This window comes from Photobacterium jeanii (assembly GCF_001650345.1).
GTDB lineage: Bacteria > Pseudomonadota > Gammaproteobacteria > Enterobacterales > Vibrionaceae > Photobacterium > Photobacterium jeanii.
Window position 1 is genome coordinate 60,466 of the sequence record NZ_LVHF01000010.1, and the last position, 25,280, is coordinate 85,745.

A 25,280-nucleotide genomic window follows, 5' to 3' on the forward strand; every position below is an offset into this window, starting at 1 on the left:
CATTGGTTATCAGGATGGTAACAAGCTAAAGGATAGCCAGCTTAGGATAAGCTGACATGCACAAGGTAGTGTGGGGACGCTGAAAATTCATCAGGATGATGAAGAACAACAACGTTTGGCAGGGAAAGCACCAATAACAAAAGGATCATTGTCGGACCGGGAAGTTTCTCGAATAGTTACGGATGACGAGACAGAATTGAGCCAGCAATGGCAAATCATCGAGCGATAGGCGAAAGTCTGTCGCTTTTTTCTTTATTGGCTTTCTGTTATGTTTCCGCCCATTCTTTGCTTTGAGAGTGAGTCACCATGTCAGCGTGCCCCTTGTGTCACCATGCTTCCACAGCCACTTATGCGCAAGATCGTCTTCGCGCTTATTTCCAGTGCCCTAAGTGCCAGCTGATTTTTGCCGATCCGGCCGCCAAACTGACTCCCGAGCAAGAGCTTGCTGTGTACCAGCAGCACGAAAATAACCCTGAAGATCAGGGGTATCGCCGTTTCCTCAACCGCTTAGCCGCCCCTTTGGCTGAACGCTTGGCATCACCGCCTTTATCTGGATTGGATTTTGGTAGTGGTCCAGGGCCGACATTATCCGTAATGTTGAGTGAGATAGGGTATAATGTGGCGATATATGACCCTTATTTTGCTAATGAGCCGGCAGTATTAGCGCAACGCTATGATTTTGTGACTTGTACTGAGGCCATTGAGCACTTTAACACGCCTGCTAAGGAATGGGGGCAGCTAGTCTCTATGGTTAAACCCGGCGGTTGGCTGGGGATCATGACCAAGCTAGCAACAAGTGCGGACGAGTTTGCTCGTTGGCACTACAAAAACGACCCAACCCATGTGAGCTTCTTCAGTCGTGAGACGTTTCGCTTTTTAGCGCAACGCGACGAGCTGGAAGTAGAATTTGTTGGCAATGATGTAATTTTGCTGAGGAAAACCCAGTAATGACCCGTAAGAGAAAGAGTCGCAAGATCGGTAGCGAAGGCCCAGCGGTATACCGTGAGAAGTCGACAACCCAATTGGAACTTGAAGCGCGTAAGCGTCAGAAAGACAAAAAGCGTAAAGGTTTAAAATCAGGTAGCCGCCACTCAGCTGCTATCGATGAGCAGAAAAAAGGTTCAGGCAAAGCGCGTGACCCTCGTCTAGGCAGTAAGAAGCCAATTCCATTGGTAGTCGATAACAAGCCGAAGACCAAAAAAGAACGTCGCATGAGCGCTGAGCAAGAACTCGCGATGCTTGAGAACGATGCACAACTAATGGTGTTGTTGGATCGCCTTGAAGCGGGTGAATCGCTAGGTGCTGGTCTGCAAAAACAAGTGGATGAGAAACTGGACCGTATCGAACAGCTAATGAAACAGCTGGGTCTACTTGAAGAAGAACAGCCAGAGTTTGACGAGCAGCCTGTGGCAAAAGGCCCGCAGTCTGATGACGATCTGCTGGCCCAGTTTGAAAACATGGATTACGACGACTTCGACAAGGAGTAACCCTTGCAAGATATGACACTGTGGTTAGGACTCGGCGGAAGCATCGTCGCGGTATTGGCCTGTTACGCGGGCTATTTGTTGTTTAAGTTGTATCAACAGACACAACGCCACAAAGCCTTCCTTGCTCGTGCTGAAGCAGAGCAGGAGCAAAAGCGTGACCAGCGCAATGCTACAATTATGGATAGCGTGTTTATTATTGCTGATGCAGGTAAACAGGCGCAGTGTGATATGTCGGAAGTCTCGATTCGACTGTATAAGTTGATGGAAGTCTTGCAGGGCGATGCGGCATTAGATTTTGCTGCGACTTACCCTGCAATGAACGAGCTTTATCACGTGGTGAAAGACATGCCACGCGGTGAAGCGCGTCAGACCATCCAGAAAAAAGAGCGCATGCAATTGGATTTGATCCGCATGAAAGCTGAAGCGCGTTTGCAAGACAGTATCATGCTTGAGCTTGATGCCATCCTCGCAAAAAAGTAACGATTTCGCTTTGTTAGCCAAGGTGAAATGACGCTGCTTATACCCAAGCGAACAAGGTTTGCTTGGGTATATAACTCGTAAGTGTTCTACATCTTTATTAACTTGTGGCACACTAACCCGCAAATCCAAGCCCTACACAATTGGAATCCGCAATGTCGAACGAGCAGATTATTTGGGATCAGGCCCTGATCGAAAAGTATAACTATTCGGGTCCTCGCTACACTTCTTACCCAACCGCGTTGGAGTTTCATGAAGGCTTCACCGAGGCGGAGTTTGATACCGCTTGCGCTCAATACCCAGAGCGTAAACTGTCGTTGTATGTGCACATCCCGTTTTGTCACAAGCTTTGTTACTACTGTGGCTGTAATAAAATCATTACCCGCCATCAGCACAAAGCCGATCAATACCTTGATGTCCTAGAGCAGGAAATTCGTCACCGCGCGAAAGCGTTCGGTCAACGTCAGGTGAGCCAACTCCACTGGGGTGGCGGTACACCAACTTTCCTTACTAAGGCGCAGGTTAGCCGTTTGATGACCATGCTGCGCGACCAATTTAGCTTTGATGCTGATGCTGAAATCAGTATTGAAGTGGATCCACGTGAAATCGAGCTGGATATGCTGGATCACCTACGTAGCGAAGGCTTCAACCGCCTGAGTATCGGGGTGCAGGACTTCAACAAAGAAGTGCAAAAGCTGGTGAACCGTGAGCAAGATGAAGCATTCATTTTTGCGATGGTGAAGCGTGCCAAAGAATTGGGCTTTCGCTCAACCAACTTGGATTTGATTTATGGCTTGCCAATGCAAAACCAAGCCTTGTTTGCTGAGACGTTAAAGCAAGTGCTGGAAATGCAACCGGGTCGTTTGTCGGTGTTTAACTACGCCCACATGCCAAAACTGTTTGCTGCCCAGCGTAAAATCAAAGATGACTTGCTACCAGCGCCAAAAGAAAAACTGGCGATGCTGCAAGATACCATTGCGACCCTGACTGGTGCGGGTTACCAGTTTATTGGTATGGATCACTTTGCCCTGCCACAAGACGAGTTAGCGGTTGCTCAGCGTGAAGGCATTTTGCACCGTAACTTCCAAGGCTACACCACTCAAGGTGAGTGTGATTTGTTGGGCTTTGGGGTGTCAGCGATTTCCATGATTGGTGACTGTTACGCGCAGAACCAAAAAGAGCTGAAAGCTTATTACGCGGACGTGGCTGATCATGAGCATGCACTGTGGAAAGGTGTTGGACTCGATGCCGATGATTTACTGCGTCGTGAAGTGATCAAAGCGCTGATCTGTAACTTCCAGCTTGATAAGAAAGCGATTGAAGCGCAGTTCGACCTCGACTTTGATAGCTACTTTGCTGAAGACCTTGAATTGCTACAAACCTTCATTAACGATGAGTTGGTGACGGTGAGTGACGATCTGATTTTTGTTGAGCTGAAAGGTCGCTTGCTGATCCGTAACATTTGCATGTGTTTTGACAAATACCTGCGTGACCGTGCGCGTCAACAGCAGTTCTCTCGTGTGATTTAAGCGAGCAAGAAAAGCATACAAAAAGGCCGTGTTATCTCAGATAACACGGCCTTTTTATTTCGAATTTTTTAGCCGTTAAGCTAATTAATTCGAAAACATGTTAACGGCGGCGATCAGCGCCAGCACCCCAGCAGCAAAATGGTTAATACCACCTGCAGCCAAATCACTGACGGCCGGCATCGCCACGCTCGCAGACATTAAACTCTCAAGCATGAACGTGTCTCCACAATGATAACTTTCCCAGTTGCGCGCCCAATTGGGGGTAACTGAGTCTTTCAGCCACGCGGACGTGACCCTGAAAATCGAAAAGTGGCGGTATTCTACGTGAATTCATGGCGGTGAAAACTGCTTTTGCGCAATAAATCAGCAGTTTTAGCAATTACAGTAGGAAGTGTTATGGCTGGATAAAAAATGTTTATCTGGCGAGATAAATGGTTAAGAGCGGAAAGGGCGCCAGCAGATTTGCTGGCGCTATCAGAAGATGATTAAGCGCGATCCGCGACTTTTGCTTTAAGTACTTGTTTTTCGCTATCAGACAAGAATGATAGCGTTAGGCCGTTTTCTTGAGCTTGGCGAATTTGCACTTGGCTTAGTCCGGCTTTTGGTGCTGCTACTTCGTATTCGTATGGTAGCTCGATACCTTCTACTGCTGGGTCGTCGGTGTTCAGACACGCCAAGATGCCGTGATCCAAGAATTGCTTCACTGGGTGGCTGTCGAACGAAGCGACCGTGCTGGTTTGGATGTTAGAGGTTAGGCACGACTCGATACCGATGTTGTGCTCAGCAAGGTAATCCATCAGTTTTGGATCGTGGATTGCTTTCACACCGTGACCAATACGCACAGCACCTAGCTCTTTGATAGCTTGCCACATGCTTTCCGGCCCTGCCGCTTCACCTGCGTGCACCGTTACACGAAGATCAGCGTCACGCACTTGTTTGAAGTGGTTAACAAATTGCTCGCCTGGTTGACCAAGTTCATCACCGGCTAAGTCAATCGCCACTAAGTTGTCTTTTTGCGTTAATAGAGCATCTAGCTCTTGCTGACAAGCGTCGGTACCAAAGGTACGGCTCATAATACCGATCAGGTTGGCTTGAACATCGAAGTCACGACAGCCCGCTTTTACACCGTCGACGACAGCTTCAACGACACCCGCAACTGGCAAGTTGTGTTTCATTGCCATGTAGTAAGGTGAGAAACGCAATTCGGCATAATCGATTTGTGCGTTCAGGGCATCTTCTACGTTCTCGTAAGCGACGCGGCGACATGCATCAAGATCGCCCAATACCGCCACACCCCAATCGAGTTTCGATAGGAACGCTACCAAGCTAGGCTCAGCTTCTACGATTTGAACGTGAGGACGTAGTGATTCGATATCGTGGCCTGGTAGGGTCATACCAAATTTTTGGCCTAGTTCGAGAATAGTCTGGATGCGGATATTACCGTCGAGGTGGCGGTGAATATCTGTCAGCGGAAGGTGCTTAGTAATCATAGTTATAACAGCCCTGAGTTGAAGTCCGAGTCAAGTGTGGTGCGATAGTATACGCAAAGCGGAAAATACTATCAGTATAGTCAGCGCGGATATTCCATCACCAAGTCACTCTTTTGTGGGTTATTTACCATATCTGTTGACCATTGTGACAACGGCAGCGGCTTGGCGTAATAAAAACCTTGTGCGTAGCGACACCCTAATTGCGTCAGCTTCTCGGCTTGCGCCGCCGTTTCGACCCCTTCAGCCACAATATCAGCGTGGAAGTTATTGGCGATGGTGATGATCGCCGCTACGACTGAGCAGCAGTTGTCGTTCTCCATCATCTCGTTGACAAACGAGCGATCAATTTTGAGGCTATCGAACGGTAGCTGAGTCAGGTAAGCCAGTGATGAATAGCCTGTACCAAAGTCATCGATGGCGATGTGGATCCCGAGCTGACGGACATGATTCAAGATATGGGTGGTCAGCAAGGGCTGGCTTACTAATCGTGATTCGGTGACTTCTAGCGTTAAGTTGGCGGCTGGGAGTTGGGTGGTTTCCAATACCGCTTCTAACTGCTCGATAAAGCCAGCTTGCAGTAGCTGGCACACCGACAGATTGACATGCAGCATGAAATCTTGCGGCCAGCGTCCTTGGCGAATTTGTTCCGCCGTTTGCTGGCAGGCTTGGTGCAGAACCCGATGACCAATATCGATGATCATCCCGTTGTCTTCCGCCAGTGGAATAAATTTGTTGGGTGGCACTAGACCACGGCTAGGGCTACGCCAACGGATCAGCGCTTCAGCGCCACAAATTCGCTGCTGGGTTAAGTTGATCAATGGTTGGTAATGGACCTCGAACTCATCGTTATCGAGTGCACGTTTTAACTCCGCGGTTAACCGAGTTTGCTCGATAGAGGCGGTCATCAAGCTGGATTGATAGTGACAAAACAGCGGGTGCTCTTGCTGCTTGGCCTGACTGAGCGCGAGGCTCGCGTTACGCACCCATTCATTAATGCCATTTTCTGGTAATCGCCCTCGCACAATCCCCGCTCGGGCGCGGAGCATGACATCAATGCCATCGACGATAAACGGACGATGGAAGATAGCCAGTGCCTGCTGGGCTAGGGACTCGATTTGCTGCGGGGTGACCAATTCGGTGCTAAACAGGGCAAACTCATCGCGTCCGACTCGGCTGACGATGATCTCGGTCGGCAAGACTTGCTGCAAACGCTCGGTGATTTGGATTAGTAGTTGGTCACCATTGATGTGGCCGAGGCTGTCGTTAATGTTGCGGAAGGATTTGAGCCCGACTAACACCAAGCTCCCTTGGCTGCCGTTACGTAAGCTGTTGGTGGTATCGACCAAGCCTTGTTGGCTCAGTAAGCCTGTCAGGTTATCGTACAGCACATGTTGGCGCAGTGAGCTAAAAGAATGCTGTAAGCGGCGCGACATGGATTTAATGGCGCTGATGAGTTGCTGGGTTTCTTTGAGTGAGCCCCCAGAGCTGACAGGGATATCCCAATGGTACTCGGTGAGTTTTTTCGAGGCATCGGCAATTTCGGTGATCGGGCGGGTAATGCGGCCTAAGATCACGAGCCCTAGGCATAAGCCACCGCCACCCAGTAGTAGTGCAGCAATGAGGCCCATCATTTGTTGATCGGGCAGTTGTCCGAGCAAATCGTCTTCTGGGGTGGTGACTACGATATACCAGTTTAAGCCGTATGGGTCTTGATAAGGGGTGATGCGGCTAAAATAGCGGTTACCTTGATGATAAAAAGCAAAGCCTTTGGTGAGCGCTTGTTCGCGTAGTTGCTGGCGTTGGATGTAATCTCCGCTGGCGGCAATTAAAGGCGATGAGCTGGCTGCTGGGATCAGGCGGTCGAGTCCGTCTCCGAGAATAGGGCTATTGTCAGAGGTGCCGACTAATAAGCCTTGCTCATCCATGATGTAAATCATGCCCGTCGATGCACTCGCTTCGTCGATCAGAAACTGTTTGATATGGCTGAGGTTAATATCAGTAACGGTGATCCCAATTAGGGTATCGTGCTGCATCACCGGCGAGACCGCGGAAATGGTCAGGGTCTGGTTCTCATCCATGTTGTTATACACCGCCGACCAACCCGCTTGCTGGCTTTTGGCAAAGGGGGCATACCAAGGGCGGGTCAGAGGGTTGTAGTTTTTGATCTGGTGACTGCTAGGGTGGTGATAACTGTTGCCCGCAAAAATATAGAGGTCGTTTGCGGTGCGTTGGTCTTTGAGCAACAAGGCATACTGGTTGTTGGGCTCTTTACGAAATCCGACTAAGTGACCGTCTTCGCTGGCAAAGGCAATGGTATTGATTTGCTGTTGACCGTTGTAGAGGAAGGAGATGGCATCAAATAAGTAGCCTTCCAAAATGGTCAATTGCGGTGGTTGGTACAGTTGGTGACGTTGAATACTATCAGCGAGAGTGACGTTGATATTGAACGGGTCGCCGAGGAATAATTTGAGATCGTTACTGATATTTTTGGTGTAAGACGACAGAAGCTTGTTACTGACCTCCGATAGCATGCGCTCGTAACTATTATGCTGCGCAATCGCGATCACCCCAACTGTAAGAAGCAGAATTAAGGTAAAAGGCAACATTACTGCGGTGCGAAGAGTGATCAATGGGAGGCGTGTCATTATTATTTTTAATGTCGTGCAGTCTTTAAGTCAGAATAGTGGCGTTTTTTATAAAACGATGCAATATTCCGCGTGGGAAAACCGCGCATTTTGTTTGGTTTTTCTACGCGGTTTGTTCAGATAGCGTCGTGAATCGCTTTCCGGCCTTAGATGGTTGTTATAGATCGAGCTCTTTGAGCTTACGCGTTAAGGTATTACGCCCCCACCCGAGGAGCTTGGCGGCTTCTTGTTTATGACCTTGAGTGTGCTCTAGTGCTGTGGTCAGCAATATTTTTTCAAACGCCGGCAAGGCATCGCTCAGGAGATCATGTTCACCTTGTTTGAGCGCTTGTTGTGCCCACTGTGCCAAAGCGTGATGCCAATTCGGATCATCGCTGGCAGCTACGGGTGCACTGTCTTGGTTCAGCTCTGGCGGTAAATCACTCGGTAAAATCTCTGAGCCACTGGCCATCACGGTTAACCAGCGACAGGTATTTTCCAACTGACGGACATTCCCCGGCCAATCGAGTTCGGTTAACGCGGCTTCTGTTGCTGGGTGCAAGGTTTTTACTTCCACTGCTAGCTCATCTGCTGCCCGTTGTAAAAAGTGCTGTGTTAGCTGTGGGATATCCTGACGGCGGTCTTTGAGCGCGGGCAAGTGTACGCGAATGACATTGAGGCGGTGGAATAAGTCTTCACGAAAATCGCCACCCGCCACCAAACGTTCGAGGTTTTGGTGGGTCGCGGCAATGATCCGCACATCAACATTCACGGGTGAGTGGCCGCCTACTCGGTAAAACTGCCCATCAGCTAGAACTCGTAGTAAGCGAGTTTGAATATCGAGTGGCATATCACCAATTTCATCAAGGAATAGAGTCCCGCCGTTTGCTTGTTCAAAGCGCCCTTGGCGCACACTATTGGCACCTGTAAACGCCCCTTTCTCATGACCAAATAGCTCTGATTCGATCAAATCTTTGGGGATCGCCGCCATATTCAGGGCAATAAACGACTGGGCTTTGCGCGGGCTATGACGGTGCAAGGCTTGGGCAACCAGCTCTTTACCTGTACCGGATTCACCGTTGATCAGCACTGAAATCGATGAACGGGAGAGACGGCCAATGGCGCGAAACACCTCTTGCATCGCTGGAGCTTCGCCGATGATTTCAGGCGCGGGTTTACTCTCTGGGGCAGGCTGCTGCCGTTTTTGTTCTTGGCTGTGACTCACTGCGCGCTCGACCAAGCTGACGGTTTCGTCGATATCAAACGGTTTGGGTAAGTACTCGAATGCCCCTTCTTGGTAAGCATTTACCGCTGCATCCAAATCTGAATGGGCGGTCATGATGATCACCGGCAGGCTTGGGTAATCTTGGTGTAGTGATTTGAGCAAGGTCAGCCCGTCGGTGCCCGGCATACGAATGTCGGAGACTAAAACATCGGGTACGCTACGTTCTAAAGCCGCAATCACACTGTCGGCATCGGCAAAGGTTTCGCAGCGCATGCCAGCAGCGTTTAAGGTACGTTCCAGTACCCAACGGATCGAGCTGTCGTCGTCGACGACCCAAATCATTCCTTTGCTCATTCTGCCTCCTGAAAATGTGTGGTTATCGGTTGTATGTTATTGGTCTGATGTTGTTTGTGATTATTTGATCGGTAAGAAGATAGAAAACTGGGTATGACCGGGCCAGCTTACCACTTCGATTTTACCTTGGTGTTGGTCGATTAAGTTTCTCGCTATCGACAGCCCCAGTCCGGTGCCGCCATCGCGTCCGGTGACCATGGGGTAGAACAGGGTGTCTTGAATATCGCGCGGGATCCCAGGGCCGTTATCGATAATGTCGATTTGGGCCGCGACCCGATAACGTTGACCGTGGATCAAGGTTTGGTGCGCAGTACGGGTTTTCAAGGTAATGCGCGGCGGCTCAAGGTTAGGCGACTCGGTCTGTTGTAGCGCTTGTGCCGCGTTACTGATGATATTTAACAGTGCTTGCTCAAGCTGCTCGGGATCCATCATAAAATCGGGCAAGCTCGGGTCGTAGTCGCGCTCAATCGTTAGGCGCTCCCCACTTTCAACGCTGATCAGTTGCCGCACTTTTTCCAATACCACGTGAATGTTATCGACCTGACGACTACCGGGACGTTGCGGGCCCAGTAAGCGGTCGACCAGATTGCGCAGCCGATCGGCTTGCTCAATGATCATCTGGGTGTATTCGGTGTAGCTGGGATCGGGTAAGGTTTTCTCAAGCAGTTGAGCGGCGCCGCGTAACCCGCCCAGTGGATTTTTGATTTCATGGGCTAAGCCACGCACCAATTCTTTGGCTGCCTGTTGTTGAGCGTATTGGTTTTGCTCTTGGCTGATCCGTTTTTGCTGATCGATAGGCTTGAGTTCAAGCAAAATCAGCGATTCATGGTGCCAAACCATAGGGCTAGCGTTGAGCTCAAGGGTATGGTGACGACCATCGATCACAAAGGTGACTTCACTGTCCGCCAGCCCTTGTCCGTTTTGCAGTCGGGTTTGCACCAAATCGAAATCGAGTGAAGTGTGTTGCAACAAATCGGGGAAATAGCTGAATTGCAGGCGACGCTGGCTTGAGGCGAACAGTTGCTCGGCTGCTGGATTGACGTAGCGGATCTGAAGGTTGTCGTCGAGCAGGGTCACGGCGGTGACCAGGTTATCCAGGATTAAATGATCGACGGTATGCGGCATCAATTCGGCTGTCACGATTCTCTTCCTTAATATCGCGTTATGCGTGGAAAACCCAAGTCATTCGCTTTGCACTATATTGGTGCAATTAAGTGTAACCTGTCTGCCAGCATTGTGATAGCGGAAGATGCCGCGTGTTCGCTAGAGCCCTTTGTGGGGCTTAGGCATCGGCACGGGTGGCCCTTTTGGGTGCAAGCGTGATGCACGATGCAAGAAGACAGTGATCTTCTCTGACGATGCAATAACCTTGCCGTATTTTAATAACTTAACCTGTAGCTGGTGGCTGCCACGGTCGATGTTGACCAAACGCCAGTCGAGGCGGGTTTGTGCTTTACCGTGGGCTTTGCCATCAAGGTATAGCCGTGCGGTGTGGCCTTTATCCATCGCTCGATTCGCAACAGCTGAGACAGTAATGATGCCTTCGTTGTTACGAATGGTTTGCTGGTGCAGCGGCGACATAATTTGGATGCTGGATGGGGTGGTGTGTTTCGGTAATTCGGTATCAAACAGCAGATGGCGCTCGCCTTGGGATTGACTTGTGGCTGTCGGGGCGGTTGTCGGTGCTTTCTTCGATGGCGGTGGCACATCGATTTTCAGCTCTTTGGCCTGTGGGTTGGGTTGATCGGAAAAGTGCACCACACCGTTTTCGTCGGTCCAAGTGTAGATTTTGGCGTGCACACAAGGTGTTGCCAATGTGAAAAAGAGCAGCACAGAGAAGAGTGTTCGCCAAGGTTTGGTCACGGTTGCATCCCGAAAAACAGTTGAGTGTTCAGAGATTAGCGGCTCGGATCGATCAGGCAATAATAAAACGACCCGCCTGTGAGGCGGGTCGAAGTCTTATTTATTAACGAGTTTGTTAGTTACTTATACTGAGTAGTAAAGTTCAAACTCAAGTGGGTGCGTGGTCATGTTCACTTTCTCTACGTCTTGCGATTTTAGCTCGATGTAAGAGTCGATGAAGTCATTTGAGAACACGCCGCCGGCTGTTAGGAACTCACGGTCAGCATCTAGCTCGTCTAGGGCATCTTTTAGTGAGTAAGCAACGGTTGGGATCTCTGCCGCTTCTTCCGCAGGAAGGTCGTACAGATCTTTATCCATGGCTTCGCCTGGGTGGATCTTGTTCTGAATACCGTCAAGACCAGCCATTAGCATGGCAGCAAAGCATAGGTATGGGTTTGCTGCTGGGTCACCGAAGCGAACTTCGATACGACGTGCTTTCGGGCTTGGTACCACAGGGATACGGATAGAAGCACTACGGTTACGTGCTGAGTAAGCCAGCATTACAGGTGCTTCAAAACCAGGTACCAAACGCTTGTACGAGTTGGTTGCTGGGTTGGCAAAGGCGTTGATCGCACGAGCGTGCTTGATGATACCGCCGATGTAGTAAAGCGCCATTTCAGATAGGCCGCCGTACTTGTCACCCGCAAACAGGTTTACACCGTCTTTGGCTAGTGATTGGTGAACGTGCATGCCTGAACCGTTATCGCCAACCAGTGGTTTTGGCATGAAGGTCGCAGTTTTACCGAACGCGTGAGCCACGTTGTGTACAACGTATTTGTACACTTGGATTTCATCGGCTTTAGTCGTTAGGGTGTTAAAGCGGGTTGCGATTTCGTTTTGACCCGCAGTAGCCACTTCGTGGTGGTGTGCTTCAACGACTAGACCCATTTCTTCCATGATCAGACACATTGCAGAGCGGATGTCTTGTGAAGAATCAACAGGTGCTACTGGGAAGTAACCGCCTTTCACGCCCGGACGGTGACCTTTGTTACCGCCGTCGATGTCAGAACCTGTGTTCCATGCTGCTTCTACATCATCGATTTTGAAGAATGAACCCGACATATCTGTCGCAAACTTCACGTCGTCGAATAGGAAGAATTCTGGCTCAGGACCAATCAGTACGGTATCAGCGATGCCGATAGCACGCATGTGATCTTCTGCGCGTTTAGCGATAGAGCGAGGGTCGCGGTCGTAGCCTTGCATGGTTGCAGGCTCAAGGATGTCACAACGAAGGTTAAGAGTTGCATCTTCGGTGAATGGGTCTAATACAGCGCTTGATGCGTCTGGCATCATCACCATGTCTGACTCATTGATGCCTTTCCAACCCGCTACTGAAGAACCATCGAACATTTTACCTTCTTCAAAGAAGTCGGCATCGATTTGGTGGGAAGGAATAGAGATATGCTGCTCTTTACCTTTAGTATCGGTAAAGCGTAGGTCGACGAATTTAACTTCATTTTCCTGGATCAGCGCGAGTACGTTTTCAACTGACATCTTGAGTAACCTCCGGTGTTAAGATTGGGCAACCGCCGCAAAAACTTAATTCAAGCTCGGGTAATGAGCGTCTGAAATGAGTAAAGCGAAAACTGTGCCAAGTTTTAAATGCCGTCAAACCGCCCTTTTTTGGTGCTTTGACAGCAAAAAGAATCCATTTCTGCACTGTTGTGGTGAATGTCCGCACCAATGTGGTGCGTTCGTGGCGATTCACGCTTGCAGTGCGTGTATTACCATAACCCAGCGTATGTGACTGTCAATCACCAACCCGCGTGAATTATGAACAATTCTTGATGACATTTGGGTTAAGTGCGGTGAAATTGATGGCTTGAATAAGGTGCTTCCCGCCTGTGTTTATCGCCCTTTTATGCCTTTCGCAGCATTTAATTCAAAAAGCTGGTGATATAAATCACATAATTCGTGGGTTTTGGCGTAAAATCTGTTAGATTATGAGCCGTTTTTTTAACCAAGTAGCTTCCCCAAGGTTGCTGCATGTTCTGAGTGAATGTGAAATCCATGTCTAATCAACAGATCGATAAATTAAGAAATATCGCAATTATTGCTCACGTTGACCACGGTAAAACTACCCTGGTTGACAAACTGCTGCAGCAGTCAGGCACGCTAGAATCTCGCGGTGAGAGCGAAGAGCGTGTAATGGACTCGAACGATATCGAGAAAGAGCGTGGTATTACCATTCTTGCTAAGAACACAGCAATTAACTGGAATGATTACCGCATCAACATCGTAGATACCCCTGGACACGCCGACTTCGGTGGTGAAGTAGAGCGTATCATGTCGATGGTTGACTCTGTGCTGCTTATCGTTGACGCAGTAGACGGCCCAATGCCGCAAACGCGTTTCGTAACACAGAAAGCATTTGCTCACGGTCTAAAACCAATCGTTGTTATCAACAAGATTGACCGTCCAGGTGCGCGCCCTGATTGGGTTATGGACCAAGTATTCGACCTATTCGACAACCTAGGTGCAACTGACGAACAGCTAGACTTTAAAGTTGTTTACGCTTCTGCACTAAACGGCTGGGCGACGCTAGAAGAAGGCGAAACTGGCGAGAACATGGAACCACTATTTGAAACTATCGTAGAGCAAGTAGCGGCACCAGAAGTTGACCTAGACGGTCCACTACAAATGCAAGTTTCTCAGCTAGACTACAGCTCTTACGTTGGTGTTATCGGTGTTGCACGTGTAACTCGTGGTTCTGTTAAGCCAAACCAACAAGTGACTGTTGTAAGTGCTGACGGCAAACAACGTAACGGTAAAGTTGGTACTGTTATGGGTTACCTTGGCCTTGAGCGTCACGACGTTGAAGAAGCTAAAGCGGGTGACATCATTGCAATCACAGGTCTTGGCGAACTGAAAATCTCTGACACTATCTGTGATCAGAATGCAGTAGAAGCACTACCTGCACTATCTGTTGACGAACCAACAGTAACAATGACGTTCCAAGTAAACACTTCTCCATTCGCTGGTAAAGAAGGTAAGTTCGTAACGTCACGTAACATCCTTGAGCGTCTGGAAAAAGAATTGGTTCACAACGTAGCACTACGTGTTGAAGAAACTGAAGACCCAGATAAATTCCGCGTTTCAGGTCGTGGTGAGCTTCACCTATCTATCCTGATCGAAAACATGCGTCGTGAAGGCTTCGAGCTTGCAGTATCTCGTCCAGAAGTAATCATCAAAGAAGAAGATGGTCAGCTAATGGAACCGTTCGAAGTTGTGACTATCGACGTACTGGAAGAGCACCAGGGCGGTATCATGGAAAACATCGGCCTACGTAAAGGTGAGCTGACTGACATGGCACCAGACGGTAAAGGCCGTGTACGTATGGACTTCATGATGCCTTCTCGTGGTCTGATTGGTTTCCAAACTGAATTCATGACACTGACTTCAGGTTCTGGTCTTCTTTACCATACGTTTGATCACTATGGCGCTCACAAAGGCGGCGAAATCGGTCAACGTAGCAACGGTGTTCTTATCTCGAACGCAACAGGTAAAGCGCTGACTTACGCACTGTTCAACCTACAAGAGCGTGGTCGTCTATTTACTGAGCACGCAGACGAAGTTTACGAAGGTCAAATCATCGGTATTCACAGCCGTTCTAACGACCTAACAGTGAACTGTCTGAAAGGTAAGCAGCTAACTAACGTTCGTGCATCTGGTACTGATGAAGCGCAAGTACTAACGCCTGCAATCAAGTACACTCTTGAGCAAGCGCTAGAGTTCATCGATGACGACGAACTAGTAGAAGTAACACCAGAAAACATCCGTATCCGTAAGAAACTTCTTACTGAAAACGATCGTAAGCGCGCAAGCCGTTCTGCAAAGTAATTTGCGGTATCGCTTAGCGAGCTAATAAGAATCCCTCCACGCCTCGGCCTGGGGGGATTTTTTTTAGGGATAACTTAATCATGCAACCTATCATTATCAGCGGTGGCCCTGGCGCAGGGAAAACCAGTTTGCTTAACGCGCTAGCCAACAAAGGCTACCGTACTTTCCCTGAAGTATCGCGCACCTTAATCCGCGAGCAAGCCGCACTTAGCGATGGTGTTTTACCTTGGACTAACCTGCCTGCATTTGCGGCTTTGTGTCTTGAGTACATGAGCGCTCAACGTCGAGAAGCGCTGCGCAGCACCATGCCATCGTTTGTTGACCGCGCCATTCCTGATATTTGCGCCTATTTAGCTGTTGGCGGTGAACCTGTGGCGGCGCATTATCGTGATGCTGCGCAGGGGTATCACCCGCAAGTATTCTTTTGTGCCCCTAATGCCAGTATTTATGTCCAAGACGATGAGCGGCCGCATAGCTTTGCTGAGGCACAAGCAATCCATGCACAATTGAAGGCGACCTATCAATCGTTGGGTTATGAGGTGGTGGATGTGCCGTGGGATGGCATTGAAGCGCGAGCCAACTGGGTGCTGGCTCGCATGCAGCAGGGCTAGGCTTTTTTCAGCTCGGCGATAAAACGTTCTGACTCCGCAATCGCAGTTTCCATATCAGTGATGGCGCGCTGAATATCACGCTGCAGGTTATTAAATTCCCCTTGCAGCGATCCAATTGCCGCCGCATTCAGGTTATGCTTGAGGTACAAGGTGTTGTCGCGCAGGGTATCCAATACGGGTGACATCTTTTGCTCGGCACGGTGCATTGCACTGAGCATCGACTGGTACGAAGCTTTGGTGGCGCGCAGCTTGCTTTGGCTGTCGCGTTTGAGTTTGGCGCTAGAGTATAAAGCCAGCTCTTCTTGCCATTCGGCAAACAAGGCATCCGCGACATCTTCTATGGCGGCGATGCGGCTGCTGACTTTGTCGGCGGCATCGACACTGTTTTCGTACTGATCGTTAATGCTGTTGTATGCGGCTTCGAGTTCGCCGCCATCAAATTGATTCAGGGCTTTGAGTGCATCCAACGCACTGGTGAACTGCTCTTGGGCATCTTGTTGAGCTTCGGAGGCGTCTTCCACCCGATCAACCATTATGTCACGCTTGTGAACCCCGACTTGCTCCATCGCGGAATAGTAGGCACTTTGACAGCCAGAAAGAACGGATACACTTAAAAACAGCGCGAGCAGGTAAGGCATAGAGCACTCCTTGTTGTAAATCAGATTGCCACCACTATGGTTAGGTAAGCAAAACGTATAACTCAATCAATAGATTAAATGAATATGGCTGACAATAAGATAACAGGCAAGCTGCAATGGTGGTCGCATTTTAAAGTCGGGCTGGCTTTTGTGCGCTATTTGCAGCAACGGATAGTGCACGATCGTTTGACCGTGACCGCAGGCTCGATGGCATACGTGACGCTGCTGTCTCTGGTGCCGCTGATCACCGTGGTGTTATCAGCGTTGTCGAGCTTTCCGGTGTTTGCTGGCTTGGGGGAACTGCTCCAAAATTTTGTGATCGAACATTTTGTTCCTGCTGCTGGCGAAGTGGTGAAAACCTACCTTAACGAATTTGTTGCCAATGCAGGCAAGATGACTGCCGTGGGGATCGGTGCCTTGTTCGTGGTCGCCATGATGTTGATATCTACCATCGACACCGCACTCAATTATATCTGGCGGATCCGTGCTAAACGTCGTCCGGTGATTTCGTTTTCTATTTATTGGATGGTGTTGACGCTTGGGCCGATCTTGGTCGGTTCCAGTATCGCGGTCAGTTCGTACTTAGGCTCGCTCAATTTATTGGGTAGCGAGTTGGTGCACGGCTTTTTCCAACAAATGCTGCGCGGGTTGCCTGTGGTGATGTCGAGTTTGGCATTTTTGGGGCTGTATTTGCTGGTGCCCAATACCAAGGTCAAATTCAGTCATGCCTTGATTGGCGCTTTGACTGCCAGCCTATTGTTTGAAACTAGCAAAAAAGGTTTTGCCCTGTACATCACCAACTTCCCGTCGTATCAGGTGATTTACGGCGCCTTGGCGGTGATCCCAATTTTATTTGTGTGGGTATATTTGTGTTGGTGTATTGTGTTGCTGGGAGCGGAAATCACCGCTAGTCTCGGTGAGCGGCCACAATGGTGTCCAACAACTAAGACAACAATGTCAGAACAAAACCAAGATACTAAAAAGGATAATACGGAATGATTGCGCTGATCCAACGTGTAAGCGAAGCAAGTGTAACGGTCGACGGTCAGGTAACAGGTGCCATTGGCAAAGGGCTCTTGGTACTGCTGGGTGTTGAGAAAGACGACGATGAGAAAAAAGCGCAGCGTTTACGTGACAAAGTATTGGGTTACCGCGTGTTCGAAGACGACGCTGGTAAGATGAACCTTAACGTACAGCAAGCGGGTGGTAGCGTGCTCGTAGTGTCGCAGTTCACACTAGCTGCTGATACTAACAGCGGCATGCGCCCAAGCTTCTCGAAAGGCGCAGCTCCAGCAGATGCGGAACGCATGTACGAATATTTTGTCGAATGTTGTAAGGATAAAGAGATCCAAACCGAGACTGGCATTTTTGCAGCTGACATGAAAGTGGCACTGCAAAACGATGGTCCGGTGACGTTCTGGCTTCAAGTGTAAGTCGGTTGCAACCACTGCGGTAAGGACAAACAGAGAGGGAATTCATGTTTCGATTAACCACCCCTACAACCGATGCTGAACTGAGCCGTTATTACGATTTTCGCTGGCGAATGCTGCGTGAGCCTTGGCATATGCCAAGCGGTTCTGAGCGTGATGCTTACGATGAACTTTCTAGCCACCGGATGATTGTGGATAGTAAAGGTGAGGCGATTGCGATTGGTCGTTTGTATATGACGCCGGATAACGATGGTCAAGTACGCTTTATGGCGGTGCATCCGGATTATCGCCATAAAGGGATGGGGGCGTTGGTGCTGATGGCGCTGGAATCTTTGGCGCGCCAAGAAGGGGCGAAGCGGTTGGTGTGTAATGCCCGCGAAGATGCGATCCCATTTTATCTTCGTAATGGCTTTGCTAGCCAAGGGGAGTTAAGCGAAGAGCGCGGTCCGGTTCGTCACCAACAGATGCTCAAACACCTCGACCCACTGACCGATGTGGTGCGCCATCCTGAGTGGTGCCAAGCATTGCAAGAGCTGTGGCAGTATCAGATCCCGATCAGCGACAAAATGGGGATCAAAATTACCCAGTACAACGGTTATCGGTTTGAAGTCAGTGCCTTGTTCAATGCTAACCTCAATCCGCATGAATCCATGTTTGCCGGCAGTATTTTTACTATGGCGACCTTGGCGGGGTGGGGATTTATTTGGATGCTGCTCAAAGAGCGTCACCTTAACGCGGATATTGTGCTGGTCGATAGCCATATCCGTTATAGTGCTGCGGTGAAAGCCCGCCCGCGTGCAGTCGTTTCGGTGGAAGGGCTGAGCGGCGATCTTGATCGCTTAGCGGCGGGGCGCAAAGGGCGAGTGACGGTGGAAGTGACAGTCTTTAGTGATGATCAACCCGCCGCCACTTTCACAGGCACTTATATGTTGTTCCCTTCACAAGGCGAAGATGATGTCGTTTGCTGATGATCGTCCATCTCGTTAGGCGTTGATTGCCATACTCGAATCCATCGACACGGCTGCAATATTTCAAGTTGCAGCCGTTGTTGTTTGGGCGCTGCTAAATCCCAACTGCCTTTTAAAGTCGCTTTGAATTCTTCGTTCTCTAGCTGTAGTGGCGAGAGAGTGATGTGACCGCGCTCGCTGGTGATTGTCAGTGGTGACAAGCTGGTTGCTAACTTAGTCGGTTGTTTTTCCTCTACTTGGTTAGCATGGGTGACGGTTTGCATCGTCACAGGATCCGTCTCAAGTTTATGAGATGTCGGCCACTGGCTCAGTTGTTGGGCGAGCTGGCGACCTGAGAGGTTAAGGTTTAGATCGCGAAATTGAGCCTCGAGTTGCCCACTGAGGCTATAAGCCAAGCTGAGTGGATTGGCAGCAAGACCGCTGGCGCTGATTTGGCTGTCGATGCTACCGCTGAGTGGTAAAGGCAAGGTTAACCACTTTGCTAGTATGTCGGCGGGGGCGCTATCCACACTAAGCGCAAGTTGCCATGGCTTGGCTGCCGATGCTAAATCGATGTCAGCTTGGCCTTCGACCAAGCCGTGGCTAAAAGGTAAAGTGAGTTGGTTAAGTTGCCAATGGCCTTGCTTACTGGTCATACGAACAAAGGGCTCGATCAGCTCGACGGTATTAAAGCTCGCAAAACCAGCATTGGTGGTGAGTTTGCCGTGCCATAATCCCCATTGGTCAGCTTGTTTGAGCGTTAAATCTTGCCCATCTAAATGCCAGCCGCTGATATGAAAAGGAAAAGCGGCTTCGGCAGCCGTTAATTGCACATAACCGATATCAAGCTTCTCGACTGAGATTTGTTTGAGTGGCTGCAACCACGTTTGTGCTTGTTGGCGCCAGTTAGCGGGCAGAAACACTTTGAGGTTGTTAAGCGTTAATTGCCCTAGCGCTAGTGTGTCTGGGGTGAGCGTGCCTTTGGCACGGACATAACCTTGCCACAGTTCGCTACTGAGCCCGACTAGCTCAATCTGTTTGGGAGTAAAGCTGAGATCCAACAAAGGTTGTTGCCACAGGCTATCGCGCCACAAAATACTGTCGGCACTCAGGGATAACTGACTGTGTGATTGCTGCCAGACGTTGTGTTGGCTATCCCAATTCAGCAAGGAAAGATTGAGTTGGTTGAAGGCTAGATCGGCCAATTCGATGTGACCGTTGTTGATATCGAGGCGACCAATCGACAGCGTGGTGTTAGCAGGCAATAGCGTTTGCCATTGGCTAACAAGCTCTTGGCTGCGTTGCGCTGAATTAAATCGTAATTGGTTGATACTGAGCTGGTGGAGATGCAATTGATGGGTGCTATCTGATGTCGTGAGTTCTGCCTGACCACCGATGTTGGCACCCTGCCAGTTAAAGCTGTAGCCGTACAGTGTCCATCGACTCTTTTCTTTTTCTCCACTCTCTTTCTCACCATCAAGCAGCAACTGAGTTATTGGGTATTGCTGCCATTGGGCAGACGGTGCCGCTAAGCGGAAGTTGCCGGAGAAATGTCCCCATGACGCTAGATTATGTTCGGCTTTAGATTGAGTGTGCGCAACAAGGGCTGGGCTATGCCAATGATCGACCTCAATCTGGGCGTGCTCGAGGCGCAGGTTGTTATTGTGGTAGCTAAAGTTTTTCAAAGCCAGACGTTGGCTGCTCATCGCCGGCAGTTGGCTAAGGGCTGCTAAGTTAGTTTCGTACTGGGTATCTGTGTTGATACCATCGATGAGTAGGCTGTCAAAAGCCCAATGAAACGGCAGCTTGGGGTTGTTTAAGCGGCGAAAGGCGTTGTGTAGTGTTGTTGCCGGTGATAGCCAGAGTTCGATGTTGTCACTATGGAGCAGCTTGTTATCGTCGAGGCTGAGCGTTGGCGCCTGAAGGGTTAAATGCCATGGGCGGCGAATATCGTAATCGACTTGTTCGCTACTTAACGTGTATGGGCTCAAGCTCGCGACTAATTGACTGAGCACTGGCGCGGCATGACGGGTGTGGAGCAAGGCAATCAAAATGGTGAGGATCAGCAGTACCAAAATCCCTAGGGTTGCTATTACTTTTGCCGCTAATCGCATCGCCGTTTACTTCCATGCCACTCAAGATAGTTTTCAGCTTGGCGTAAAAGGTGCGGGGAGGCAAGCAGGTGACGGGGAAAGTGTTGCGTGGTGATAGAAAAAAGCCCCTCATGCGAGGGGCTTAGCCGAGTGTTGCGGGAGCGATTAGTCTAGCTGAGGGCCTGCTGCCACCAGTGACTTACCTTCATCGTTGTCGGTGTACTTATCAAAGTTATTGATAAAGCGTTCCGCCAAGTCTTTCGCCTTGCTTTCCCACTGCAGAGGATCTGTATAGGTATCGCGAGGGTCAAGAATAGTAGGATCAACACCTGGTAGTGCGGTTGGCACTTGAAGGTTAAAGATTGGGATATCTTTGGTATCAGCTTGGTCGATAGAGCCATCTAGGATTGCATCGATAATGCCACGGGTATCTTGGATTGAGATACGTTTGCCAGTGCCGTTCCAACCAGTGTTTACTAGGTAAGCTTCAGCACCAGCCGCTTCCATACGTTTCACCAGTACTTCAGCGTACTTGGTTGGGTGTAGGGTTAGGAAAGCATTACCGAAACACGCCGAGAAGGTTGGTGTTGGTTCAGTAATACCACGCTCAGTACCTGCTAGCTTAGCTGTGAAGCCAGATAGGAAGTGGTACTTGGTTTGCTCTGGTGTCAGTTTTGATACTGGTGGTAATACCCCGAATGCATCTGCCGACAAGAAAATCACTTTATTCGCATGACCGCCTTTAGAGACAGGTTTCACGATATTTTCAATGTGGTAGATAGGGTAAGACACACGGGTGTTTTCGGTTTTCGAGTTGTCGTCGAAATCGATCGCACCGTCAGCACGAACGGTTACGTTTTCTAGTAGCGCATCACGACGGATAGCGTTGTAGATATCTGGCTCAGCTTCTTTCGATAGGTTGATGGTTTTAGCGTAGCAACCACCTTCGAAGTTGAAGATACCGTTATCATCCCAGCCGTGCTCATCATCACCGATTAGGGCACGTTTAGGATCGGTTGATAGGGTTGTTTTACCCGTACCAGATAGACCGAAGAACACAGCGACATCACCGTCTTCGCCCATATTGGCAGAACAGTGCATTGACGCGATGTCTTGCAGTGGAAGGAAGTAGTTCATCATCGCGAACATACCTTTCTTCATCTCACCGCCGTACCAAGTACCGCCGATGAGCTGCATTTTTTCAGTCAGGTTAAAGACCGTGAAGTTTTCAGAGTTCAGACCATGCTCTTCCCACTTCTCGTTGGTGCACTTCGCGCCATTCATTACTACGAAATCAGGCTCAAAGTTTTCTAATTCTTCTTCTGTCGGACGGATAAACATGTTTTTCACGAAGTGTGCTTGCCACGCAACTTCGGTGATCACACGAATACATAGGCGAGTATCAGGGTTTGCGCCACAGTAACCATCGATCACAAACAGACGTTTACCCGACAATTGACCAGTAACGAGCGTTTTTAGGTCGCTCCATACTGCTTGGTCAATCGCTTTGTTGTCGTTCTTGCCTTGGTCAGCCCACCATAGGGTATCACGGGTGGTGTCATCTCTTACAATGAACTTATCTTTAGGCGAGCGTCCAGTGAAAATACCTGTATCGACAGACACGGCACCGAGCTCAGTCACGATACCTTTTTCGTATCCTTCCAAGCTTGGTTTGGTTTCTTCTTCGAATAAAAGTTCGTAAGAAGGGTTACGTACTACTTCTGTAACATTTTTGATGCCGTATTTTGACAGATCCATGTTTTTTGCAACCTTTTTCTCGACATTCATGACAGTCATAGGTGCTCCTTGGGTAAGATGTAGTTTAACTGTTGACCATGCTAGCAACCCTAAAGGGGTAATTCAGGGATGTTTATCAAAAAATAACCATTAACTTGTTGGGGTTAAGTAAAAATGGTTAACGTTATTGGGTGTGAAAGTTTAACGCGGTGTTATGGGTTTGCGCTAGATCCAAGAATTAATATTTTCCCTGAAAAAAGCGATATTTAGGTGTGAAAAATGAATGTAATGACGGGAAGAAAGTGTGCTTCAGTTAAAAAAATAGCCGAATATTATTCGGCTATTTATTCAACTTTTGCTAGTTAATACGGAGCAAAAATTAATCAGTGGATTTGATTGTTGCCCGCTTCTGCATTTTCATGCAGCGCTGCTACATCAATACTGTCGAAGTCGTAAGAGGTGCCACAGTAATCACAGTGCAGAGAAACCTTACCTTCTTCAGCAATGATCTTCTCAACTTCTGAGCGCTCGATAGATACGATAGCCGAAGCACTACGCTCACGAGAACAACCACACTCGAAGGCTACCGCTTGTGGTTCAAATAGTTTCACTTCTTCTTGGTGGTATAGACGGTAAAGTACATCTTCGGCTGGCAGGCCGAACAGTTCTTCGTTCTTCACAGTATTGGTCAGTTGTGACAGGTGGTCAAAGTCATCTTCATGACCTTTGCCGTCCGGCAGGATTTGCAGCAGCATACCTGCGGCATTTGCTTTACCTTCGTGCTCACCAACACGCAGTACGATCTGCGTTTTTAGCTGTTCAGAATTTTGGAAGTAACCTTCTAGGCAATCTGCTAGCGTCTCGCCTTCTAGGCCAACAATACCTTGGTAACGCTCACCTTTAGTTGGTGTGATCGTGATCACCATGTGACCTTTACCGATCAGCTCGTGAATGCTGTTGGTTGCTGGTACATCACCGTCCCAACGTGCAACACCGCGCATTTTCTGGTTGTGGTCACCATTGATCACGGCCAATTTAATCGGGCCGTCGCCTTGAAGCTGAACGGTAATTGAACCTTCGAACTTTAAAGTTGCCGTAAGTAGGCTAGTTGCAACGAGGAGCTCACCAAGTAGGTTTTGAACTGGTGCTGGGTATTCCTTGCTGGAAATGATTTGTTGATAGGTGTCAGCAATCTGAACAAGTTCACCACGAACTGAAACACCTTCAAATAGGTAACGATATAGACTGTCGTTTGTCATCTTCTTGTCTTCTCCAGCAGGTAGTTATTTACTGCTCTTAAATTTAATTATATCGCGTCGCTGTTTTTTATCAGGGCGCTTGTCGGGACTCGGGTTATCGAAGGCGTTAAGCTTACGCATCTGGGCGTGCTTTTCGCGTAGTTCGATACTCTCGTCAGTTTCCTGATATAGCGTTTGTGCTTCTGGGGCGCCGCGTCGGGCATCTGACAATTTAATGATAGTGATGGTTTTCTCATCATTACCTTGTCGTAAGCGAACTTCGGCACCGACTTCAACGAGTTTGCTTGGCTTAGAACGTTGACCGTTGTAATGCACTTTACCGCCATCAATCATATTGCGGGCGATTGAGCGCGTCTTATAAAAACGGGCAGCCCATAGCCATTTATCAAGGCGAACTTGGATATTGTCTGATGAGGTAGAACGGTGGTTCACAACAGCTCCTTACCAAAAATGGGCGCTAAAAGTAGCATATTACTGGCTTATCGTCAGCAGTAGCCTAAGACAACTAAATGGTGATATCCGATCAGATTTTCAACGCTAAAAAGAGAATTAATTCCCTTAAATGGCTAGTCTATTGATAGGTATTGTGTTTTTTTCGTGATCTGCTCTGGTATATTACGTGGATCATGTAAAGAAATGCTGTGCGCCGTATTTTCACAGAGTATTCTGTAACATCCGCCACCTATATAAAGTAGCTTAAAAACCAACTCAACACGGATTTAAGAATGGTTGTATCCAAATGGTTGGACAAATTGCCCAACAAAAAGCCGATTTCAGCTCAAGCACTGACTCGCATCCTTACTTGGTTCTTGGTGATCATGCTAGGGTGGATCTTGGGGCGCCTGATCTGGGCGACAGTACAGCCAAGCTCTGCAGTACCGAGTTGGCAACCTCAAGCGCAACAAGGCGCTGCATCGCAATCGGCAGGACCTAAAGTGTCTGACATTTTAGCCATGAACCTATTTGGTCGTTATCAACAAGATGCGCCTGTAGTGAAACAAGAGCCAGTAAAGCAAGATGCGCCTCAAACTCGTCTTAATTTACGTTTGGTGGGCTTGGTGGCGAGTAATCAAAGCAAAACCAGTTTGGCGGTGATTGCCCATCAAGGTCGTCAGAATACCTACGGGATCAGCGAAGCGATTGACGGTACCCGTGCTACGTTGCAAGCGGTATACGCTGATCGGGTGATCATTCGTAACAGCGGCCGTGATGAAACTTTGATGCTCGATGGCGTTAAGTACGGCAAAGCGCAACAAAGTGCCCCGACTCGTTCTGCGCCAAAAGCCCAACCGCAAAAGAATGAAGCGGTGTCGTCAGCACAACTGAGCAAAATCAAACAAGAAATTCTGGATAAACCCCAAAACCTATTTAGCTACATTCGCTTATCCCAAGTGAAGAAAGACGGTGACCTTGTGGGTTACCGTGTGAATCCGGGCAAAGAGCGAGTGTTATTTGATGCTGTGGGTCTTAAGGCCAATGACTTGGCTGTCAGCCTAAATGGTAATGACTTAACCGATCCAACAGTGATGGCGAAGCTCTGGACAGAGCTTTCTCAAGCGACCAGCTTTAGCCTAACGGTAGAGCGCGAAGGTCAATTACACGATATTTACATTGAGTTGCAGTAGCAACCAAAGCAT

General features: G+C 48.9%; 22 protein-coding genes. 10 read left to right on the forward strand and 12 right to left on the reverse strand.

All coding sequences use genetic code 11. The features are described 5' to 3' along the window. Positions 1-306 precede the first annotated feature (306 nt). From A3K86_RS00720 to hemN, 4 genes are all read left to right on the forward strand, one after another. Positions 307-948 carry a class I SAM-dependent methyltransferase gene (locus tag A3K86_RS00720; protein WP_068326184.1) on the forward strand — a complete coding sequence of 214 codons (642 nt, stop codon included), beginning with the start codon at positions 307-309 and terminating at the stop codon, positions 946-948. Further along, complete coding sequence (yihI, locus tag A3K86_RS00725; protein WP_068326186.1) at positions 948-1,487, forward strand: Der GTPase-activating protein YihI; 540 nt, start codon at positions 948-950, stop codon at positions 1,485-1,487. The genes A3K86_RS00720 and yihI overlap by 1 nt, the downstream gene beginning before the upstream one ends. Positions 1,488-1,499: 12 nt before the next feature. Beyond that, complete coding sequence (locus A3K86_RS00730) at positions 1,500-1,967, forward strand: DUF2489 domain-containing protein (protein ID WP_068326310.1); 468 nt, start codon at positions 1,500-1,502, stop codon at positions 1,965-1,967. Between the two features lie 152 nt (positions 1,968-2,119). Next, positions 2,120-3,493, forward strand: coding sequence for an oxygen-independent coproporphyrinogen III oxidase (gene hemN / locus A3K86_RS00735; protein ID WP_068326188.1), 1,374 nt, complete (start codon positions 2,120-2,122; stop codon positions 3,491-3,493). 84 nt (positions 3,494-3,577) lie between these two features. On the opposite strand, the gene A3K86_RS23040 is transcribed toward hemN, so the two are convergent. The 7 genes from A3K86_RS23040 to glnA all read right to left on the reverse strand — a co-directional run bounded on the left by A3K86_RS23040 (position 3,578) and on the right by glnA (position 12,582). Continuing rightward, positions 3,578-3,706, reverse strand: a complete 129-nt coding sequence (locus A3K86_RS23040) for a hypothetical protein (protein WP_269747589.1) — start codon at positions 3,704-3,706, stop codon at positions 3,578-3,580. A gap of 272 nt (positions 3,707-3,978) precedes the next feature. After that, positions 3,979-4,983 carry an adenosine deaminase gene (gene add / locus A3K86_RS00740; protein WP_068326189.1) on the reverse strand — a complete coding sequence of 335 codons (1,005 nt, stop codon included), beginning with the start codon at positions 4,981-4,983 and terminating at the stop codon, positions 3,979-3,981. Positions 4,984-5,063: 80 nt separating this feature from the next. Next, positions 5,064-7,628, reverse strand: a complete 2,565-nt coding sequence (locus A3K86_RS00745; protein ID WP_068326190.1) for a bifunctional diguanylate cyclase/phosphodiesterase — start codon at positions 7,626-7,628, stop codon at positions 5,064-5,066. 157 nt (positions 7,629-7,785) lie between these two features. Next, positions 7,786-9,186, reverse strand: coding sequence for a nitrogen regulation protein NR(I) (glnG, locus tag A3K86_RS00750; RefSeq protein WP_068326193.1), 1,401 nt, complete (start codon positions 9,184-9,186; stop codon positions 7,786-7,788). Positions 9,187-9,246: 60 nt separating this feature from the next. Beyond that, on the reverse strand, positions 9,247-10,311 hold the full coding sequence (gene glnL / locus A3K86_RS00755; RefSeq protein WP_068326312.1) for a nitrogen regulation protein NR(II): 1,065 nt from the start codon (positions 10,309-10,311) through the stop codon (positions 9,247-9,249). Between the two features lie 138 nt (positions 10,312-10,449). Beyond that, complete coding sequence (locus A3K86_RS00760; RefSeq protein ID WP_068326196.1) at positions 10,450-11,049, reverse strand: DUF4124 domain-containing protein; 600 nt, start codon at positions 11,047-11,049, stop codon at positions 10,450-10,452. Between the two features lie 123 nt (positions 11,050-11,172). Continuing rightward, entirely contained in the window at positions 11,173-12,582 is a 1,410-nt protein-coding gene (gene glnA, locus A3K86_RS00765) for a glutamate--ammonia ligase (protein ID WP_068326198.1), read from the reverse strand. Positions 12,583-13,098: 516 nt separating this feature from the next. Between glnA and typA the strand changes: the two genes are divergently transcribed. Both typA and A3K86_RS00775 read left to right on the forward strand, forming a co-directional pair. Then, the gene (typA, locus tag A3K86_RS00770; RefSeq protein ID WP_068326201.1) at positions 13,099-14,928 is read left to right on the forward strand and encodes a translational GTPase TypA; all 1,830 of its coding nucleotides are present in this window, start codon (positions 13,099-13,101) and stop codon (positions 14,926-14,928) included. Positions 14,929-15,008: 80 nt separating this feature from the next. Beyond that, positions 15,009-15,539 carry an AAA family ATPase gene (locus A3K86_RS00775; protein ID WP_068326204.1) on the forward strand — a complete coding sequence of 177 codons (531 nt, stop codon included), beginning with the start codon at positions 15,009-15,011 and terminating at the stop codon, positions 15,537-15,539. On the opposite strand, the gene A3K86_RS00780 is transcribed toward A3K86_RS00775, so the two are convergent. Continuing rightward, positions 15,536-16,177 carry a DUF2959 domain-containing protein gene (locus A3K86_RS00780; protein WP_068326207.1) on the reverse strand — a complete coding sequence of 214 codons (642 nt, stop codon included), beginning with the start codon at positions 16,175-16,177 and terminating at the stop codon, positions 15,536-15,538. The two genes, A3K86_RS00775 and A3K86_RS00780, sit on opposite strands and share 4 nt — an antisense overlap. Before the next feature lie 84 nt (positions 16,178-16,261). On the opposite strand from A3K86_RS00780, the gene A3K86_RS00785 reads away from it, so the two are divergent. Genes A3K86_RS00785 through A3K86_RS00795 form a run of 3 tightly spaced genes read left to right on the forward strand, consistent with a single transcriptional unit; the run spans position 16,262 to position 18,575 of the window. Next, a complete protein-coding gene (locus A3K86_RS00785; RefSeq protein ID WP_068326209.1) occupies positions 16,262-17,176 on the forward strand; it encodes a virulence factor BrkB family protein in 915 nt (304 codons plus the stop codon). Next, entirely contained in the window at positions 17,173-17,610 is a 438-nt protein-coding gene (gene dtd, locus A3K86_RS00790; RefSeq protein WP_068326214.1) for a D-aminoacyl-tRNA deacylase, read from the forward strand. The genes A3K86_RS00785 and dtd overlap by 4 nt, the downstream gene beginning before the upstream one ends. 44 nt (positions 17,611-17,654) lie before the next feature. After that, entirely contained in the window at positions 17,655-18,575 is a 921-nt protein-coding gene (locus A3K86_RS00795; RefSeq protein ID WP_068326218.1) for a bifunctional GNAT family N-acetyltransferase/hotdog fold thioesterase, read from the forward strand. Here the strand turns inward: A3K86_RS00795 and A3K86_RS00800 are convergent. The 4 genes from A3K86_RS00800 to hslR form a co-directional block, all read right to left on the reverse strand. Continuing rightward, positions 18,530-20,668 carry an AsmA family protein gene (locus A3K86_RS00800; protein WP_068326221.1) on the reverse strand — a complete coding sequence of 713 codons (2,139 nt, stop codon included), beginning with the start codon at positions 20,666-20,668 and terminating at the stop codon, positions 18,530-18,532. The genes A3K86_RS00795 and A3K86_RS00800 overlap by 46 nt on opposite strands. A 144-nt stretch (positions 20,669-20,812) precedes the next feature. Beyond that, the gene (gene pckA / locus A3K86_RS00805; protein ID WP_068326224.1) at positions 20,813-22,444 is read right to left on the reverse strand and encodes a phosphoenolpyruvate carboxykinase (ATP); all 1,632 of its coding nucleotides are present in this window, start codon (positions 22,442-22,444) and stop codon (positions 20,813-20,815) included. A 323-nt stretch (positions 22,445-22,767) separates the two neighbouring features. Then, positions 22,768-23,643: an Hsp33 family molecular chaperone HslO gene (gene hslO, locus A3K86_RS00810; RefSeq protein ID WP_068326226.1), complete on the reverse strand. Its 876-nt coding sequence runs from the start codon at positions 23,641-23,643 to the stop codon at positions 22,768-22,770. 24 nt (positions 23,644-23,667) lie between these two features. Continuing rightward, positions 23,668-24,075, reverse strand: coding sequence for a ribosome-associated heat shock protein Hsp15 (gene hslR / locus A3K86_RS00815; protein ID WP_068326229.1), 408 nt, complete (start codon positions 24,073-24,075; stop codon positions 23,668-23,670). A gap of 293 nt (positions 24,076-24,368) precedes the next feature. On the opposite strand from hslR, the gene gspC reads away from it, so the two are divergent. After that, complete coding sequence (gspC, locus tag A3K86_RS00820) at positions 24,369-25,268, forward strand: type II secretion system protein GspC (RefSeq protein WP_068326231.1); 900 nt, start codon at positions 24,369-24,371, stop codon at positions 25,266-25,268. Positions 25,269-25,280 lie beyond the last annotated feature (12 nt).

Bases quoted from the DNA above. Each gene is read 5' to 3' on its own strand.
- A3K86_RS00720 (WP_068326184.1), top strand. From the start codon at position 307: ATGTCAGCGTGCCCCTTGTGTCACCATGCTTCCACAGCCACTTATGCG.
- yihI (WP_068326186.1), top strand. From the start codon at position 948: ATGACCCGTAAGAGAAAGAGTCGCAAGATCGGTAGCGAAGGCCCAGCG.
- A3K86_RS00730 (WP_068326310.1), top strand. From the start codon at position 1,500: ATGACACTGTGGTTAGGACTCGGCGGAAGCATCGTCGCGGTATTGGCC.
- hemN (WP_068326188.1), top strand. From the start codon at position 2,120: ATGTCGAACGAGCAGATTATTTGGGATCAGGCCCTGATCGAAAAGTAT.
- A3K86_RS23040 (WP_269747589.1), bottom strand. From the start codon at position 3,706: ATGCTTGAGAGTTTAATGTCTGCGAGCGTGGCGATGCCGGCCGTCAGT.
- add (WP_068326189.1), bottom strand. From the start codon at position 4,983: ATGATTACTAAGCACCTTCCGCTGACAGATATTCACCGCCACCTCGAC.
- A3K86_RS00745 (WP_068326190.1), bottom strand. From the start codon at position 7,628: ATGACACGCCTCCCATTGATCACTCTTCGCACCGCAGTAATGTTGCCT.
- glnG (WP_068326193.1), bottom strand. From the start codon at position 9,186: ATGAGCAAAGGAATGATTTGGGTCGTCGACGACGACAGCTCGATCCGT.
- glnL (WP_068326312.1), bottom strand. From the start codon at position 10,311: ATGCCGCATACCGTCGATCATTTAATCCTGGATAACCTGGTCACCGCC.
- glnA (WP_068326198.1), bottom strand. From the start codon at position 12,582: ATGTCAGTTGAAAACGTACTCGCGCTGATCCAGGAAAATGAAGTTAAA.
- typA (WP_068326201.1), top strand. From the start codon at position 13,099: ATGTCTAATCAACAGATCGATAAATTAAGAAATATCGCAATTATTGCT.
- A3K86_RS00775 (WP_068326204.1), top strand. From the start codon at position 15,009: ATGCAACCTATCATTATCAGCGGTGGCCCTGGCGCAGGGAAAACCAGT.
- A3K86_RS00780 (WP_068326207.1), bottom strand. From the start codon at position 16,177: ATGCCTTACCTGCTCGCGCTGTTTTTAAGTGTATCCGTTCTTTCTGGC.
- A3K86_RS00785 (WP_068326209.1), top strand. From the start codon at position 16,262: ATGGCTGACAATAAGATAACAGGCAAGCTGCAATGGTGGTCGCATTTT.
- dtd (WP_068326214.1), top strand. From the start codon at position 17,173: ATGATTGCGCTGATCCAACGTGTAAGCGAAGCAAGTGTAACGGTCGAC.
- A3K86_RS00795 (WP_068326218.1), top strand. From the start codon at position 17,655: ATGTTTCGATTAACCACCCCTACAACCGATGCTGAACTGAGCCGTTAT.
- A3K86_RS00800 (WP_068326221.1), bottom strand. From the start codon at position 20,668: ATGCGATTAGCGGCAAAAGTAATAGCAACCCTAGGGATTTTGGTACTG.
- pckA (WP_068326224.1), bottom strand. From the start codon at position 22,444: ATGACTGTCATGAATGTCGAGAAAAAGGTTGCAAAAAACATGGATCTG.
- hslO (WP_068326226.1), bottom strand. From the start codon at position 23,643: ATGACAAACGACAGTCTATATCGTTACCTATTTGAAGGTGTTTCAGTT.
- gspC (WP_068326231.1), top strand. From the start codon at position 24,369: ATGGTTGTATCCAAATGGTTGGACAAATTGCCCAACAAAAAGCCGATT.